The sequence below is a fragment of the Kaistia defluvii genome (assembly GCF_040548815.1).
GTDB lineage: Bacteria > Pseudomonadota > Alphaproteobacteria > Rhizobiales > Kaistiaceae > Kaistia > Kaistia defluvii_A.
The window spans coordinates 176074-190948 of record NZ_JBEPSM010000001.1 but is presented as its reverse complement, the minus strand read 5'-3'; the positions used below and the strand labels follow the sequence as shown (position 1 = coordinate 190948).

At 65.6% G+C, this 14875-nt stretch carries 14 protein-coding genes; 9 read left to right on the top strand and 5 right to left on the bottom strand.

What is annotated here, in order from left to right:
• From ABIE08_RS00930 to ABIE08_RS00915, 4 genes are all read left to right on the top strand, one after another.
• Entirely contained in the window at window positions 1-903 is a 903-nt protein-coding gene (locus ABIE08_RS00930; RefSeq protein WP_354548052.1) for a carbohydrate ABC transporter permease, read from the top strand.
• A gap of 3 nt (window positions 904-906) precedes the next feature.
• Window positions 907-1995, top strand: coding sequence for an ABC transporter ATP-binding protein (locus ABIE08_RS00925; protein WP_354548050.1), 1089 nt, complete (start codon window positions 907-909; stop codon window positions 1993-1995).
• A gap of 66 nt (window positions 1996-2061) precedes the next feature.
• Window positions 2062-2817, top strand: coding sequence for a sugar phosphate isomerase/epimerase family protein (locus ABIE08_RS00920; RefSeq protein WP_354548049.1), 756 nt, complete (start codon window positions 2062-2064; stop codon window positions 2815-2817).
• A gap of 14 nt (window positions 2818-2831) precedes the next feature.
• The gene (locus ABIE08_RS00915) at window positions 2832-3971 is read left to right on the top strand and encodes a Gfo/Idh/MocA family protein (RefSeq protein WP_354548048.1); all 1140 of its coding nucleotides are present in this window, start codon (window positions 2832-2834) and stop codon (window positions 3969-3971) included.
• Window positions 3972-4110: 139 nt separating this feature from the next.
• Here ABIE08_RS00915 and ABIE08_RS00910 read toward each other — a convergent pair whose 3' ends face one another.
• The 5 genes from ABIE08_RS00910 to ABIE08_RS00890 form a co-directional block, all read right to left on the bottom strand.
• The gene (locus tag ABIE08_RS00910) at window positions 4111-4566 is read right to left on the bottom strand and encodes a periplasmic heavy metal sensor (protein WP_354548047.1); all 456 of its coding nucleotides are present in this window, start codon (window positions 4564-4566) and stop codon (window positions 4111-4113) included.
• Window positions 4566-5024: a hypothetical protein gene (locus ABIE08_RS00905; RefSeq protein ID WP_354548045.1), complete on the bottom strand. Its 459-nt coding sequence runs from the start codon at window positions 5022-5024 to the stop codon at window positions 4566-4568. The genes ABIE08_RS00910 and ABIE08_RS00905 overlap by 1 nt, the downstream gene beginning before the upstream one ends.
• Window positions 5021-5755 carry an RNA polymerase sigma factor gene (locus ABIE08_RS00900; RefSeq protein ID WP_354548044.1) on the bottom strand — a complete coding sequence of 245 codons (735 nt, stop codon included), beginning with the start codon at window positions 5753-5755 and terminating at the stop codon, window positions 5021-5023. Before ABIE08_RS00900 ends, ABIE08_RS00905 begins: the two co-directional genes overlap by 4 nt.
• A 12-nt stretch (window positions 5756-5767) precedes the next feature.
• On the bottom strand, window positions 5768-8956 hold the full coding sequence (locus tag ABIE08_RS00895; RefSeq protein ID WP_436409532.1) for an efflux RND transporter permease subunit: 3189 nt from the start codon (window positions 8954-8956) through the stop codon (window positions 5768-5770).
• A 77-nt stretch (window positions 8957-9033) separates the two neighbouring features.
• Window positions 9034-10173 carry an efflux RND transporter periplasmic adaptor subunit gene (locus ABIE08_RS00890; RefSeq protein WP_354548042.1) on the bottom strand — a complete coding sequence of 380 codons (1140 nt, stop codon included), beginning with the start codon at window positions 10171-10173 and terminating at the stop codon, window positions 9034-9036.
• A 262-nt stretch (window positions 10174-10435) separates the two neighbouring features.
• Here ABIE08_RS00890 and ABIE08_RS00885 point away from each other — a divergent pair, with 262 nt between their 5' ends.
• The 5 genes from ABIE08_RS00885 (at window position 10436) to ABIE08_RS00865 (ending at window position 14802) form a co-directional block, all read left to right on the top strand.
• Window positions 10436-10654, top strand: a complete 219-nt coding sequence (locus tag ABIE08_RS00885) for a hypothetical protein (RefSeq protein ID WP_354548040.1) — start codon at window positions 10436-10438, stop codon at window positions 10652-10654.
• Window positions 10655-11070: 416 nt separating this feature from the next.
• Window positions 11071-12165, top strand: coding sequence for an ABC transporter ATP-binding protein (locus ABIE08_RS00880; RefSeq protein ID WP_354548039.1), 1095 nt, complete (start codon window positions 11071-11073; stop codon window positions 12163-12165).
• Between the two features lie 283 nt (window positions 12166-12448).
• On the top strand, window positions 12449-12934 hold the full coding sequence (gene rirA / locus ABIE08_RS00875) for an iron-responsive transcriptional regulator RirA (RefSeq protein ID WP_354548038.1): 486 nt from the start codon (window positions 12449-12451) through the stop codon (window positions 12932-12934).
• 112 nt (window positions 12935-13046) lie between these two features.
• Window positions 13047-13493 (top strand): hypothetical protein, encoded by a 447-nt coding sequence (locus ABIE08_RS00870; protein WP_354548036.1) that lies wholly within the window; start codon window positions 13047-13049, stop codon window positions 13491-13493.
• 28 nt (window positions 13494-13521) lie between these two features.
• Window positions 13522-14802: an energy transducer TonB gene (locus ABIE08_RS00865; RefSeq protein ID WP_354548035.1), complete on the top strand. Its 1281-nt coding sequence runs from the start codon at window positions 13522-13524 to the stop codon at window positions 14800-14802.
• Window positions 14803-14875 lie beyond the last annotated feature (73 nt).

The following is a 14875-nucleotide window of genomic DNA, read 5'->3' as shown; positions in this document are numbered from 1 at the left end:
ATGGCTTCTCTCACCGCAAACGCCCATGTCGAGCCTTCGGGCCCCCGTCCCAAGCGCATCGGCCCCGGCCGGTACGGCGTCTATGCCTTCCTGATCATCTCGGCGCTGTTCTTCCTGATCCCGCTCTACGTGATGATCGTGACCTCGCTGAAGCCGATGGACGAGATCCGGATGGGCAATCTGTTCGCCCTGCCGGGATCGCCTAGCTTCGACGCCTGGATCAAGGCGTGGTCGCAGGCCTGCACCGGACTGAACTGCGAAGGCATTCATGTCGGCATGTTGAACTCGATCAAGATCCTGATCCCGAGCGTCATCCTGTCGATCGCGGTCGGATCGGTGACGGGCTACGCCCTCTCCTTCTGGCGGCCCAAGGGCGCCAACATCCTGTTCGCGATCCTGCTGCTCGGCGCGTTCATCCCCTACCAGGTCTTCCTCTATCCCCTGGTGCGGATCCTCTCGATGGTGTCGCTCTACAATTCGATCCCGGGCGTCGTGTTCGTGCACACGATCTTCGGCCTGCCGCTGATGACGCTGCTGTTCCGCAACTTCTACGCCGGCATCCCGATCGACCTGTTCAAGGCGGCGCGCGTCGATGGCGGCGGGTTCTGGGCGATCTTCCTGAGGCTGATGCTGCCGCTCTCCACGCCGATCATCGTCGTCGCCGCGATCCTGCAGATCACCGGCATCTGGAACGACTTCCTGTTCGGCCTGATCTTCGCCGGTCGCGAGAACTTCCCGATGACCGTGCAGCTCAACAACGTCGTCAATTCGAGCTTCGGCGAGAAGGAGTACAACGTGAACATGGCTGCCACGATCCTGACGGCACTCGTTCCGCTCTTCGTTTATTTCGTGTCGGGACGCTGGTTCGTTCGCGGCATCGCTTCCGGCGCCGTGAAGGGGTGATCCATGGCCACTGTCTCCATTCGTGACCTCGAAATCGAATTCGGCAACCTCAAGGTCCTGAAGAATCTCGACCTCGAAATCGAACAGGGCGAGTTCATCGTCCTGCTCGGCCCCTCCGGTTGCGGCAAGTCCACGCTGCTCAACGCCGTCGCAGGCCTGCTCGACGTTTCGGCCGGCCAGATCTGGATCGGCGGCAAGAACGTCACCTGGGAGGAGCCGAAGAACCGCGGCATCGGCATGGTGTTCCAGTCCTACGCGCTCTATCCGCGCATGACGGTGACCGGAAACCTCTCCTTCGGCCTGAAGATGGCCAAGGTGCCGAAGGACGAGATCGACAAGCGCGTCGCCCGCGCCGCCAAGATCCTGCAGATCGAGCCGCTGCTCGACCGCCGTCCGGCGGAGCTTTCGGGCGGGCAGCGCCAGCGCGTCGCCATCGGCCGAGCCCTGGTGCGCGATGTCGACGTGTTCCTGTTCGACGAGCCGCTTTCCAACCTCGACGCCAAGCTGCGGACGGAATTGCGCGTGGAGTTGAAGCGACTGCACCAGGGCCTCGGCTCGACCATGATCTACGTCACGCACGACCAGATCGAGGCGCTGACCTTGGCCGACCGCGTCGCGGTGATGAATGGCGGCGTGATCCAGCAGCTGGCATCGCCCAAGGAAATCTACCGCCGGCCGGTCAACCGCTTCGTCGCCGGCTTTGTCGGCTCGCCCTCGATGAACTTCATCGACGGCACGATCTCGGTCGAAGGCGGCGCCGTTTCGTTCAAGCTCTCCAACGGCACGCTGATCGACCTCACCGGATACGAGTTCGAAAAGCCACCCGAGCATGGCCGCCCGGCGACCCTCGGCATCCGGCCGGAACAGGTCGACCTCGAGCATCGCGAACCGGATGCCAGGCCGATCCCGGTCAATCTGACCCTGCTGGAGCCGATGGGCGCCGACAGCCTGGTCTGGGGCGATGTCGCAGGCACGACCTTCTCGGTGCGCGTCGATGGCGACGCCCACGTCCAGACGCCCTCTTCGGCAGATGCCTTCTTTCAGCCTGCCTACGCGTCGATCTTCGATCTCGCCAGCGGCCAGCGCCTCTGATCGCCCCCTGAGCCGCCTGGCGTTTCAGGCGACTTCCCTAAGAACGGATTCAAGAAAGACATTCCCATGTCGCAGCACAAGATCTCGTTTCAGCTCTACTCCGCCCGCAATTTCCCGCCGCTCGAAACCGTTCTCGAGGGCCTGGCCAAGATCGGCTATGACGCAGTCGAGCCCTATTATCCGCTCTATGGCGAAGACGCCGCCGGCTACCGCGCCAAGGTCGATGCCGTCGGCCTGGTGACGCCCACCTTCCACGCCCCGCTCGACGGCGTCGTCGGCGAGACCAGCCGCTTCATCGACATCGCCAAGACCATTGGCGCCGAAACCATCGTCATCCCCTATCTCGTTGCCGAACAGCGCCCGACCGATATCGATGGCTGGAAGAAGCTGCATGAGAGCTTTGCCGGCGCCGCCGAAAAGGCCAAGGCAGCCGGCCTCGGCCTCGGCTATCACAATCACGACTTCGAATATGCGACGCTGGCCGACGGCTCGCGCCCGATCGACCATCTGATCGGCAATGGCGTCAGCTCCGAGCTCGACCTCGGTTGGGTCGCCCGCGCCGGCCAGGACGTGGCCGCCGAGATCGACAAGCTCGCCGACGAGACGATCGCCTTCCACATCAAGGACCTGGCCCCGGCTGGCACGACGGTCGATGATGGCTGGACCAATGTCGGCGACGGCGTCGTGGACTGGAAGGCGCTCTGGCCGCATATCGAGAAGGCCAAGAAGGCCCGCATCCTTGTCGCCGAGCACGACAATCCCTCGGATTGGAAGCTGTTCGCCGAGCGTTCCTATGCGGCCATCAAGGCCCTGGTTTCCTGAAAGGCTTCTCCGACATGACCAAGGTTCACAAGATCGGCCTGATCGGCGCCGGCAACATTTCGGCCGCCTATCTGAAGCTGGCGCCGCTCTTTCCGGGCACCCAGATCGTCGCGGTCGCGGACATCGTGGCGGAGGCAGCCAAGGCCCGCGCCGACCAGTTCGGCGTCCGCGCCCTGACGATCGACGGATTGCTCGGCGATTCCGAGATCGACACGGTCATCAACCTGACCATTCCGTCGGCGCACTATGAAGTGTCGAATGCGATCCTCTCGGCCGGCAAGCACGCCTATTCGGAAAAGCCGTTCGCGCTTTCCGTCGAGGACGGCAAGAAGCTGGTGGCGCTGGCGGACGCCAAGGGGCTGAAGCTCGGCAGCGCGCCGGACACCTTCCTCGGCGGCGCGGGCCAGACGGCGCGCAAGCTACTGGATGAAGGCAAGATCGGCCGCGTCATCGCCGGCACCATGCATGTGATGAGCCACGGCATGGAGATGTGGCACCCCAATCCCGGCTTCTTCTTCCAACCCGGCGGCGGCCCGATCCTTGATCTCGGACCCTATTACATCGCGGCGCTGATCAACCTGCTCGGTCCGATCCGCACCGTCACCGCCGTCGCGACCAAGGGGTTTGAAGACCGCCTCGTCACGGCCGAAGGTCCGCTCAAGGGCAAGACCGTGCCGGTCGGCACGCCGACAACCATCAACGCCATCCTCCACTTCGTCTCCGGCGCGCAGGTCACGCTGACGGCGAGCTGGGATGTCTGGAAGCACGGCCACGTCAATCCGATCGAGCTCTACGGCTCGGAAGGCACGATGCTGGTGCCCGATCCGAACTTCTTCGGCGGCAGCGTCCGCTACTCCGTGGAAAAGGGCGACTATATCGAGGTCGACAGCTCGGAAGCGCCGTTCGGCAAGGCCAATTGGGAAGACGGCAAGCATGCCAACTACCGCATGCTGGGCGTCGCCGACCTGCTTGACGCCGCCGATCAGGGCCGCGAGCCGCGCTGCTCGGGCCGGGTCGCGCTGCATGCGCTCGACGCGATGGTGTCGATCCTGGACTCGGCGGCGCAGGAGAAGGTGATCACGCTCTCGACCACCACCGAGCGCCCCGCCCCGCTGACCCAGGCCGACGCCGACCGCTTCACCGCGGCGCGCTGATCCTCCCTGCACGAATGAAAACGGGGCCGCTTGCGGCCCCGTTTTTCGTTTGGGTTGGCAGGATTCAAAGGCTTCGCACCCCAACCAGCTGTTGAGACGGTGCTTGCCTCAGCGAGTCTGCCGGAAGAACCAGCCGCCGCTAGTTCGCGGGTCTAGCGAGCGCCGCGCGCTGTTCCGGCGGCAGGTTGAGGAGCGCCTCGAAGGTGCGCGATTGCACCTGCTCCTGCATCGCGCCGACCTCGATGCGGATGTTGCGCAGATGCGCATCGATCGCCGCCTTGTCCGGCGTCGGCGCAGCGACGAGCGCGTTGAGTTCGCCCCGCAAGGTCTTCAGGCGGTCGAGCCGCGCCAGGATATCCGGCTTGAGGACATTCAACTGCGTCTCGATGCTGTCGATCGCGTCAGGCGACAAGCGGTCCTTGAGCCAGCGCAGTTCGGTGCGGATGATGCGCGGGCTCTTGTCCTCGGAGCCCAGCCGGAACCGCGCGAGATCCGTGACGGTCGCGCCGATGAAAAAGGCATTGACGGCCAAGGACACGACGAGCAGACCCCACAAAAGGGTGCGCCGGGTCTTGGGTTCGATCTTGAAAGCCATCAAAAGTCTGCCTCTGACGGTCCGAAGACCAGCGTATCCAGTTGCACGACATCGACCCTCGGCGCCTCGATCTGGGCCGGGACCATCTCGGCGAAGGCGCTGCCCAAGGCGGCCGACAGCATCATGACGGCGGCGAGCGCCGCGATCCGGCGACGCCAGTGAACAACCTTCGATCCCGTCGCCTCGAGCAGCTTGCGGGTGATCCGCTCGACGGAGCCGCTATCGGCGATCCGCTTGTCCAGCGATGTGGCGGCGCGGGAAAGCCGGGCAGCCTCGGCCACGGCGCGGTCGCGATGCCCACGGAAATTGCGGTCGGCCAGCAACGCCTCCCGCGCCCGGCGGACGAGCATCAGGTCGGGCCAGAGATTGAGATCGGGGCCCCAGCGATCGACAGCTTCCTGCAGGCTTGCCGGACCGCTTGCCAGTTCAAAACGTCCTTCACCGGATGTCTTGCTCATGATCGCATTCCTTCCTGCCGATCGTCCCCGTCCTTGCCGCCGAGCAGGCTTCGCAGCCGGCGCCGGGCTCTCGCGAGGAGCGATTCATAGGCGTGTTCGCCAATTCCCATGATGTCCGCGCCCTCGGCTTGGCCCAGTTCCTGGAAGTGGGCCAGCACGATGACGGTGCGCTGCCGTTCCGACAGCTGGTCGAGGGCGGCCTGGACGACCCGGCCATCATCCTTCTGCGTGAGGTGACGCTCCGGGGTCGGGGCATCGTCCTCAAGAATGTCGTCGAAGCCGTCGATATCGAGATGCGGCCGGCGCCGCCGCAGACGGTCGATCGCGATGCGATAAGCCACCTGATGCAGGAAGGTGCCGATCCGCGCGTTCGGCTCCCAGGTCGCGGCCTGCTTCCAGAGCCGGAGCAGCGCCTCCTGCACGACTTCCTCGGCTTCGGCCAGATCGGAGAGCACGGACGCGACGAAGCGGGTCAGTTTCGGCGCCTCGGCTTGGATCAGGCGCGCGAACGCCCCCTCCTCGCCGCCCGCCACCGCCTGCATCAGCGCATGGTCGGCCTGGATCGCCTTGTCGTCACCCGGATCGTCCCTGCCTGCCAATGCGTCTGCCCGACCTTTCGAATCGTCCTCGCCGACGCTTTCGCCGGCTTTCCCGCCCGGGATCAGACGATAGCGTATCGACGCCGCCGTGGCAGCCTTGAGGCGGGGAAGATCGGGGTGGGAAAATGCCACGGCAATCTTTCCCTATTCCGCCGCGATCGCGAGAGGGCGGGGCGGCGCTTCCTCCGGACCCTTGCCCTCGCGCCGGCGGGAATCCTCCGCCTCGGCCTCGGCCAGTTCGGCCACCAGCCTGTGCTCCTCGGCAATGCGCGGCTTGGAGAAGCCGGCCAGCAGCAGGAACGAGACGGGCGTCAGGAACAGAGTCGCCAGGGCCGAGACGCCGAGGCCGCCAACCATGATCCAGCCCAAGGCCGCACGGGCCTCGGAACCGGCGCCGCCGGTCAGGATCAGTGGCAGGCCGCCCAGCACGGTCGCGATCATCGTCATCAGCACCGGCCGAAGCCGGATCAGGCAGGCATTGCGGATCGCGTCGCGGACCGATTGGCCTTCATCGCGCAGCTGGTTGGCGAATTCGACGATCAGAATGCCGTTCTTCGCCATCAGGCCGACCAGCATGACGAGGCCGATCTGGGTGTAGATGTTGAGCGAGCCACCCGAGAGCAGGATGGCGTAGATGCCCGCCGCGACGCCGAACGGCACGGTGGTGAACAGGATCGCCGCCGCGACGAAGCTCTCGAACTGCGCCGCCATCACCAGCAGGATGATGACCACGGCGAACATGAAGGTCTGCAGGATGCCGCTCGACGTCTCGTTGAGCGTCGCCGCCTCGCCCGTCAGCACGATGTTCATGCCGGCCGGCAATTCCTTGGCCGCTTCCTCGTTCAGAATCTGCATGGCCGAGCCGAGGTCGACACCGGGGCTGAGCGTGGCGGTGATCGGCACGGCGCGACGCAGCGACTGGCGCGCCAGCGTCGGCGACGTCGCGCCCTCGCTGACCGAGATCACGGAGGACAGCGGCACCATGGTGCCGCCGCCCGTGCGGACCTGCACGTTCATCAGATCGCTCGGGGTCACGATCATGCCGTCCGGGGCGAGCGCGGTGATGTCGATCTTGTCGTCGCCGACATAGAAATTGCCCATGTCGGCGCCGGCCAGCAGCGTCGAAACGATGGTGCCGATATCGGCGACCGAGATGCCGAGATCGGCGGCGCGGTCGCGATTGATGTCGACCGAAAGCTGCGGCTGGTTGAGGTCGTAGTTGAGCTGGACGTTGGAGAAGGCGGGGTTGGCGCCCAACGTATTGATAAGCTGCTGCGCCGCCTTGGTGATGCCGTCATACTCGACGCCCGTGACGGCGAAGGTCAGGCCTTGGCCGCCGCCGCGAATCCCGAGGCTGTTGGGCTGACGCAGATTGATCATCGCGCCGGGGATCGAGCGGATCTTCTGGCTGAGCTCGGCGGCGATCTGCGCCTGGCTGCGGGTACGCTCGCCCCAGGGGGCCAGCGTCACCATCATGAAGCCGTTGCTCGGGCTGCCGAAATTGCCTGCGACCGAGAAGATGTTGGTCGCCTCGCCGGATTTCAGCAGCGGTTCCACGGCGCGCGTCACCAGCGACATCTGTCCCTGCGTATAGTCGACCGTCGATCCCTGCGGCGTCGTCATGGCGATCATGACCGAGCCGCGATCCTCCTGCGGCGTCAATTGCTGCGGCAGCATGTCGAAGGCCAGCACCGCGCCGCCCGCGAACAGGATGCTGATCAGGATGATGACGGCCGGCGCCTTCAGGCAGAAATCCAGCACGCGCTCATAGATGCGCTGGCCCACATTGCCGACGGCGTTCAGCCCGCGCTGCAGGAAATTGCCGCCCTCGTCGTGGCCATGATTGCCATTGCCGAGCAGCCTCGAGGCCATCATCGGCGCCAGCGTCAGCGCCACGAAGCCAGACAGGGTGACGGCGAAGGCGAGCACGAAGCCGAATTCGGAGAACAGGCGCCCGGCGGTTCCCTTGAAGAAGGAGATCGGCACGAACACCGCGACCAGCGTGGCCGTGGTCGAGATGACGGCGAAGAAGACCTGCTTGGCGCCGAGAACGGCGGCGGCGCGCGCGCCGACCCCCTGGGCGCGATAGCGGGTGATGTTCTCGAGCACCACGATGGCGTCGTCCACCACCATGCCGGTCGCCAGCACCAGCGCCAGCAGCGTCAGGATGTTGAGCGAGAAGCCCATCAGATACATCGCCGCGATCGTGCCGAGCAGCGAGACCGGCACGGTGACGGCGGGAATGAGCGTCGAGCGGAGCGAGCCGAGGAACAGGTAAATGACGCCGATGACGATGAAGATCGCCAGCACGAGGCTGCGCTCGACTTCCTCAAACGAGCCCGAGATGAAGTCGGCATCATCGGAGGTGACGCGGACCGCGACATCCTTGGGCAGCGTGGTCGCCAGTTCGGTGATGGCCTTGCGCACGCCAGCCGAAATTTCCAGCGTATTGGAGCTCGCCTGGCGAACGATGCCGAGACCGACGCCGACGCGGCCATTGACCTGAAGGCTGGAGGACTTCGCGGCCGGGCCGAAGACGACGTCGGCAACGTCGCCGACGCGGGTGTCGCCCTTGATCCGGATCGCCTTGACGTCGTCGGCGTTCTTCACGCTGGCGTCAGCGCGCACGAACATGTTGCGGTTCGTGTCCTTGAGATTGCCGGCCGGCACGTCCAGGGCCACGGTCGCCAGGGCAGTCTTCAGATCCGCGACCGTGAGGCCGAAGGATGCGAGCCGCATCGGATCGATATAGATGCTGATGTTGGGCGAGCGATCGCCGTTGATCTGCACGTCGGCGACGCCGTCGACGGCCTTCAGGCGATCGACGATGACATCGTTCACCAGCTTGGTGAGGTCCTCGATCTTCTGCGTCGGCGACGTCACAGCAAGCCGCATGATCGCGTCGCCATTGGTATCCGCCTTGGCGATGGTCGGCGGATCCGCGTCATCCGGCAGGTTGCGCTGGGCATTGCCGACCGCATCGCGCAGATCGTTGGCGGCGACGTTGATGTCGACGGAATCGGAGAACTGCACCGTTACGCGGCTGCGGCCGCTGGTCGATTGCGACTGGATGTCGGTCCAGCCGGTGACGCCGGCCGCCGCCTTCTCGATGACGCTGGTGATCTCCTTGTCCATCGTATCCGGCGTGGCGCCGGTATAGGTGGTGGTGATCGTGACGACCGGCTGGTCGATATTCGGCAGTTCACGGATCTCGACGCCGCGATAGGCGGCCAGACCGGCGATGACAATCAGCAGGTTGAGAACGATGGCCAGGACCGGCCGCCGAACCGAAAGCGCGGAAATGCCGCCCGGCACCGCCCCTTCCTTCGGCATCAGGCCCGAATTATCCATGCCGGATCCCTTGGGGTCCGACGGCTCGTGCGACGGGTCCGCTCCATCGGTGCGCATGATCAGCTGCCCTTCCCGGTGGAAGCATTCGCGCCGGTGGCGGCGGTGGCGAATTCAGCCACCTTCGAGCCCTCGCGCAGACGCTGCAGGCCCTCGACGACGACCTTGTCGCCCTCCTTCAGCTCGCCCGAGACGAGCACGCGCCCGCTCTGGCGCTCCAGTACCGTGATGGGCAGCCGCTTGGCCACATCGTCGACCACCGTCCAGATATAGGAACCGGCCCGGTCCCACTGGATCGACAGGGCGGAGATGGCCATGCGCTTCTCGCCGGCAAAGCCGAGCGAGACGACCACCGACATGCCCGGCTTGACGCCGACGGCATTGGCGGCTTCCGCGTCGAGCGAGGCCTCGACCTTGAGGGTGCGGGCGGTCGGGTCGATGCGCGTATCGACCGAGGTAACCTTGCCGGAGATGGTCGCGTCCGGCTTGCTGGCCGCCGTCGCCGTCACCGCGAGGCCTTCCACCACACGGCCGGCATAGCGCTCCGGCACCAGGAAGCTGACCAGCAGCGTCGAGACATCGTCCAGCGTGGTGACGACCGTAGACGAGGTGACGAAATCGCCGACCGCCAGGTCGCTCAAACCGACGACTCCCTCGAAGGGCGCGGTGATGGTGCGGCGGTCCAGCGCGATCTGCGCGCCGAGCACGGCGATCTGCGCCTTGCGCTCCACCGACTGCGCGTCCTCCAGCGCCGAAAGCGCGAGGTTGCGGCTGGCCGAGAGCTTCTGGGCGCGGTCGAGCGCCGCCTGGGCATCCTTGAGGGCGATATTGGCAAGGTCGAGCGCGACGCGCTGGTCGGCGTCATCCAGCCGGACCAGTGGCTGATCCTTGGTAACCTTGTCGCCCGCCTTGAACAGCACCTCGTTCACGACCGCCGAGACCTGCGGGTAGATGTTGATGGAACGCGGCACTTTCACGGTGCCGACCGAGCGCACCTGGTCGCTCTCGACCTCGCTCGTCACGGCTTCGGTCACCACCAGCGTCGGCCCGCCGCCGCCCGGACGGCCGCCACCGGGGGCCGCGGACGCACTCCTGCCTCCGGCGCCGTCGCCCAGCGAATCGCGATGCTGGAAGGCGTACCAGCCCCCTGCCGCGAGAATGACGACGACAAGGCAGAGCAGTATCTGTTTCCAAAGCGGCATGGTGCGTCCGGTGAATGTGGCCCGTTCCCACCTTCAACGCGGGAACCCGGCGCTTCCGTCGCGGCGTTGCGGAAAAAGAATCGTGGTGCCGTCGCAGTGCGGAAGGATCCATGTGCTCGATGCGGTTACGCTTCTGGTAAAGCGTCCGGTCATGCCGAATCTTCACCCGGCGGTTTAATCGGCCGGGAATGACGGCCTGAATCGGCGGCACCTGCGGCGTGGGCCAATGGCGAAGTGGGCTGGGCTGCGATAAGCTCTCTGTATGGGAGCGCTGAAATTCGAAGGTCGCACGGTGGAATACCAATGGGCGACGGATGTGAGCTTCGACGGCATACGCCTGGAGGTGCTTTCAAACGAAGGGGATGTGCTCTTCGACGTCAGCATTCCGGATGATGGTCACATCACCGTCAACACCTTCGGCAAGGAGGTTTCCGCAAGCCTGATCGCGGCCGCAGTCGAGATTGCCCGTCGCCCGCGATAGCCTCGCGCACCGCGAATTTGTCCACCTTGCTTAGGCCTAGAGACTATAACGGATCGTTGCGGGCGTTCCGCCGCCAGTCTCCCGCAAGGTGAAAATAGGTCGCCGTCGCACTATCAACAGATCAGTCTTAGATGGCGCGGCGGAAATCCGCCCGGTTTCGAGGCACGACCTCGCGGAATCGGGCAAGGGAAACCCAGCCTTGCGCGCGATTGCCGTCGTGGCGGGCACCCAGGGTTGCGCCTTCGTGGGCATAGGACCCAATCGATCACCCGCACCCGGCGCTGCGGCTGCATTTCGGGACTTTACTCAAGCCCCGCGATCGTGGACGGTAGGTATGGAGGAATGATCCTGCTTGTGGGATTGCGGCTGTCTCGACGGCCGCGCCCGTTTGCGTGTCCATCTTGGAGGTTTGATTAATGGCAAGTCTGACGTTGCGCGAAGTCCAGAAGTCGTTTGGTGAGGTTCCCATCATCCGCGGCGTCGATCTCGAAGTGAAGGACGGCGAGTTCTGCGTCTTCGTTGGCCCGTCGGGTTGTGGCAAGTCGACGCTTCTGCGTCTGATCGCCGGACTTGAAGGCACGACGGACGGCACCGTCCGCATTGGCGATCGCGACGTGACCCGCCTGGCGCCGGCCGAGCGCGGCGTTTCGATGGTGTTCCAGTCCTACGCCCTTTACCCGCACATGACCGTCGCCGAGAACATCGGCTTCGGCATGAAGATGGCCAAGATGCCGAAGTCCGAGATCCAGGCGCGCACCGAAAAGGCCGCCAAGATGCTGCACCTGACGGAGCTGCTGCAGCGCCGCCCGGCCCAGCTCTCCGGCGGTCAGCGCCAGCGCGTCGCCATTGGCCGCGCCATCGTTCGCGAGCCGGACGTGTTCCTGTTCGACGAGCCGCTGTCGAACCTCGACGCCGCGCTGCGCGTGCAGATGCGCATCGAGATCTCGAAGCTGCACAATGATCTCAAGGCGACGATGATCTACGTCACCCACGATCAGGTCGAAGCCATGACCATGGCCGACAAGATCGTCGTGCTCAGCGCCGGCAAGATCGAGCAGGTCGGTTCGCCGCTCGAGCTCTACCACCGCCCGAACAACATCTTCGTCGCCACCTTCATCGGCAGCCCGAAGATGAACCTGTTCAAGGTCAACGTCACGGAAGTGACCGGCGGTTCGGCGATCATCGCCCTGCCCGGCGGCTCTACCCTGGCGGTGCCGACGCGCGGCGCCACCATCACCCCGGGTCCGATGACCCTCGGCGTTCGTCCGGAGCATCTCACGATCGCCCCGACCGACACGGGCGGCATCCCCGGCGTCGTCTCGCTCTCCGAGCATCTCGGCGGCGAAACCATGCTCTACATCGACGTGGACGGTTCCGACCCGACCGTCGTCAAGGCCGATGGCCTTGCCGGCCAGCGTTCGGGCGACAAGATCCGCATCATCGTCGCGCCGGAGACGGTCCACCTGTTCGACCAGTCGGGCAAGGCCGTCGTGAACGGTTCGCTGATCTAGGATCCTTCGGGGGCCCTGCCCCCGGATATCCGCGAATTCGCTGCATCGCAGTGACGAAGCCCGGAAGGTTCGCCTTCCGGGCTTTTGTTTTGCCCGGCGCGAGAGAGCCGGAACTGACCAGCGGAAGGCGCGAAAATCGGCCGCAAGGCGCCGCTTCCCGAGCCGGAAGAGTCGATTTGGTTGAACTCCGGAAAACAAGACTTTAAAGAGAAGGTATTAACGACCGCTCGAGCGGCGCCCGATTCCGGCGCGCGGGCTCGGCCGGGGGTAGAAGAGGGACGCCATGCGCCTGACCCAACAGACCAGCTATTCCATCCGCATCCTGCTCTATTGCGCCGCCAACCCAGGCAGCAACAGCCGGATCAAGGATATCGCATCGACCTACAGCATCTCCGAGCTGCATCTCTTCAAGATCATGCACGTCCTCGTCGAGAGCGGCTTCGTCGAGACCATCCGCGGCCGCAATGGCGGCATCCGGCTCGCCCGCTCGGCGCATGAGATCTCGATCGGCGAGGTCGTCCGCGCCACCGAGAGCAACTTCTTCCTCACCGACTGCTTCGACACGGCCAACCGCGATTGCCCGCTGGTCGATTCCTGCGGTGTGAACAAGATTCTGGCGGAAGCGCTGCGCGCCTTCTTCGCCGTTCTCGACAGCTACACCATCGCCGACGTCGCCAAGGATCGCGGCCAGCTGCGCGGGCTCCTCGATCTCGACCACGAGGCGATGCACCCGATCACCGCCCTCGCCTTCTCCGCCCAGCCCTCCTGAGCGGCGACCGCGACGAATTTATAGTTGACTTTCACTATCATATTTTAATACCTGCACATGTGGCGGTCCTTTGCGAGGGCTCGCCGGCTTCCTTCGGATGACGGGGTGGAACATGGCAGTTTTGAGTGGCAGCAAGCGCGTCGGCATGCAGCTCGGCGCGGCGCTGGTCCTGATGACGGCGACCTCGTTCGCCGAAGCCCAGCAGGCACCCAAGGCAATCGCGATCGAGCTCAACGGTGCCGAGGCCAATGCCAAGGCCTGCCGCCTGAGCTTCGTCATCGACAACCGCCTCTCGGCCGGCATCGACGACATGGCGCTGGAACTGGTGCTGTTCGAGCAGGATGGCCGGGTCAACCGCTTCGCCGTCGTGCGCACCGCCAAGGTGCCGGCCGGCAAGAGCCGCGTCCGCCAGTTCGACATCCCCGAGACCGCCTGCCCGTCGATCGCCCGCATCCTCGTCAACGACGTGAAGGAATGCAGCGGCGCCGGCCTCACCCCCGGCGCCTGTGCCGAGAGCATCCAGGTGTCGACGCGCACCGACATGCGCTTCGACAATTGATGACGACGCGAGGGATCGAGGCTCGGTGATGAAGGTTCGGCGCGCTTCCTGGGCTTGGGCACTGGTTCTGTCGATCGCGGCGCATGGCGCGGTGGTCGCAGCCTTCACGCCCGATCCCAATGAGGTCGCGGAAGCCGGCAGCGGCGCCGGCAGCTCGGTCGAGGGTTCGATCGATGCGACGCTCGGCTCGGATGTCGAGATCCAGGAGTTCCTCAGCGAAGAGCTGAAGACGGCCCAGGATACCGAGGTCGCGCCGACCGCCGAACCGGCCACGCTGGCCGCCCTCTCCGCCTCCCCGATGGATGCCGAGCCGACACCGCAGCCGACCCAGCCGGCCGCCGCAGAGGCCGTGCAGCCGGCTGCCGTCCCCGAACTCAGCCCGGCGGCCACGCCGTCGAGCAGCATAGCACCGGTGCTGACCGCCGATCTCTCGGCCACGCCGATCGAGAGCGACCTCCCGGCCGCCCCCTCGCCCGTGATGACCGAGATCGTCCCGACGGAGACGCTCGCCTCGATCGCCCCGACGACGCCGGACCTCGCGCCGGTCGAGCCGGCCCCCGCCGTATCGGCCGCGGCGACCGAGACCCTGGAAGCCACGACGCCTGCCGTCGAGGCCAAGCCCGTCCAGCCTGTCGCCAAGCCGGTGCAGACGGCGGTGCTGACGACTCTGAAGCCAGTCGAGGAACTGACGCCGCAGGAGACACCGGAAGAGCTGGCGCCCCTGCCCGAGGCCAAGCCGGTCGAGGTGCAGCCCGTCGAGAAGCCGACCGAGACCAAGCCGGTCGAAGCCAAGCGCGTCGAGCCGAAGCCGGTTGAGAAGAAGATCGCCGAAAAGGCCGAGCCGACCCGCAAGCCGCCGCGCGAAAAGGCGGAGAAGGCCGACAGGAAGCGCAAAGCCGAAGCGCCGAGCCGCGGCAATGCCGAGACAGAGAGCCGCCGCGGGGCATCCGTCGCCAGCAACAACACGACCGCCCGCGACAGCGGCACGGGCCGCTCGCGGGAGGCGGGATCCGGCGCCGCCGCCAATTCGAACTACAAGGGCAAGGTGCGGGCCAAGATCGCGCGGTCAACCCAGATGCCCAGCAAGGCACAGCGGCTCGGCATCAGCGGCCGCGCCCAGGTCCGGTTCGTGATCACGCCATCTGGCGCCGCCCAGAACATCGTGGTGGCGAGCAGCGCCGGAAACCCGATGCTCGACGAAGCCGCCATCGCCGCGGTCCGCCGAGCATCCCCCTTTCCGCGCATGCCAGAAGGCATGACCCAGCTCGAAATCAACGTTCCGATCGCTTTCAAACTCGAAGGCCGCTAGTCCGCGCAACCCGCCCGCTTGACGGCGAAGCGAAGCTGGACCCACACTCCGGCAACAACGGAGACGGTCTTCC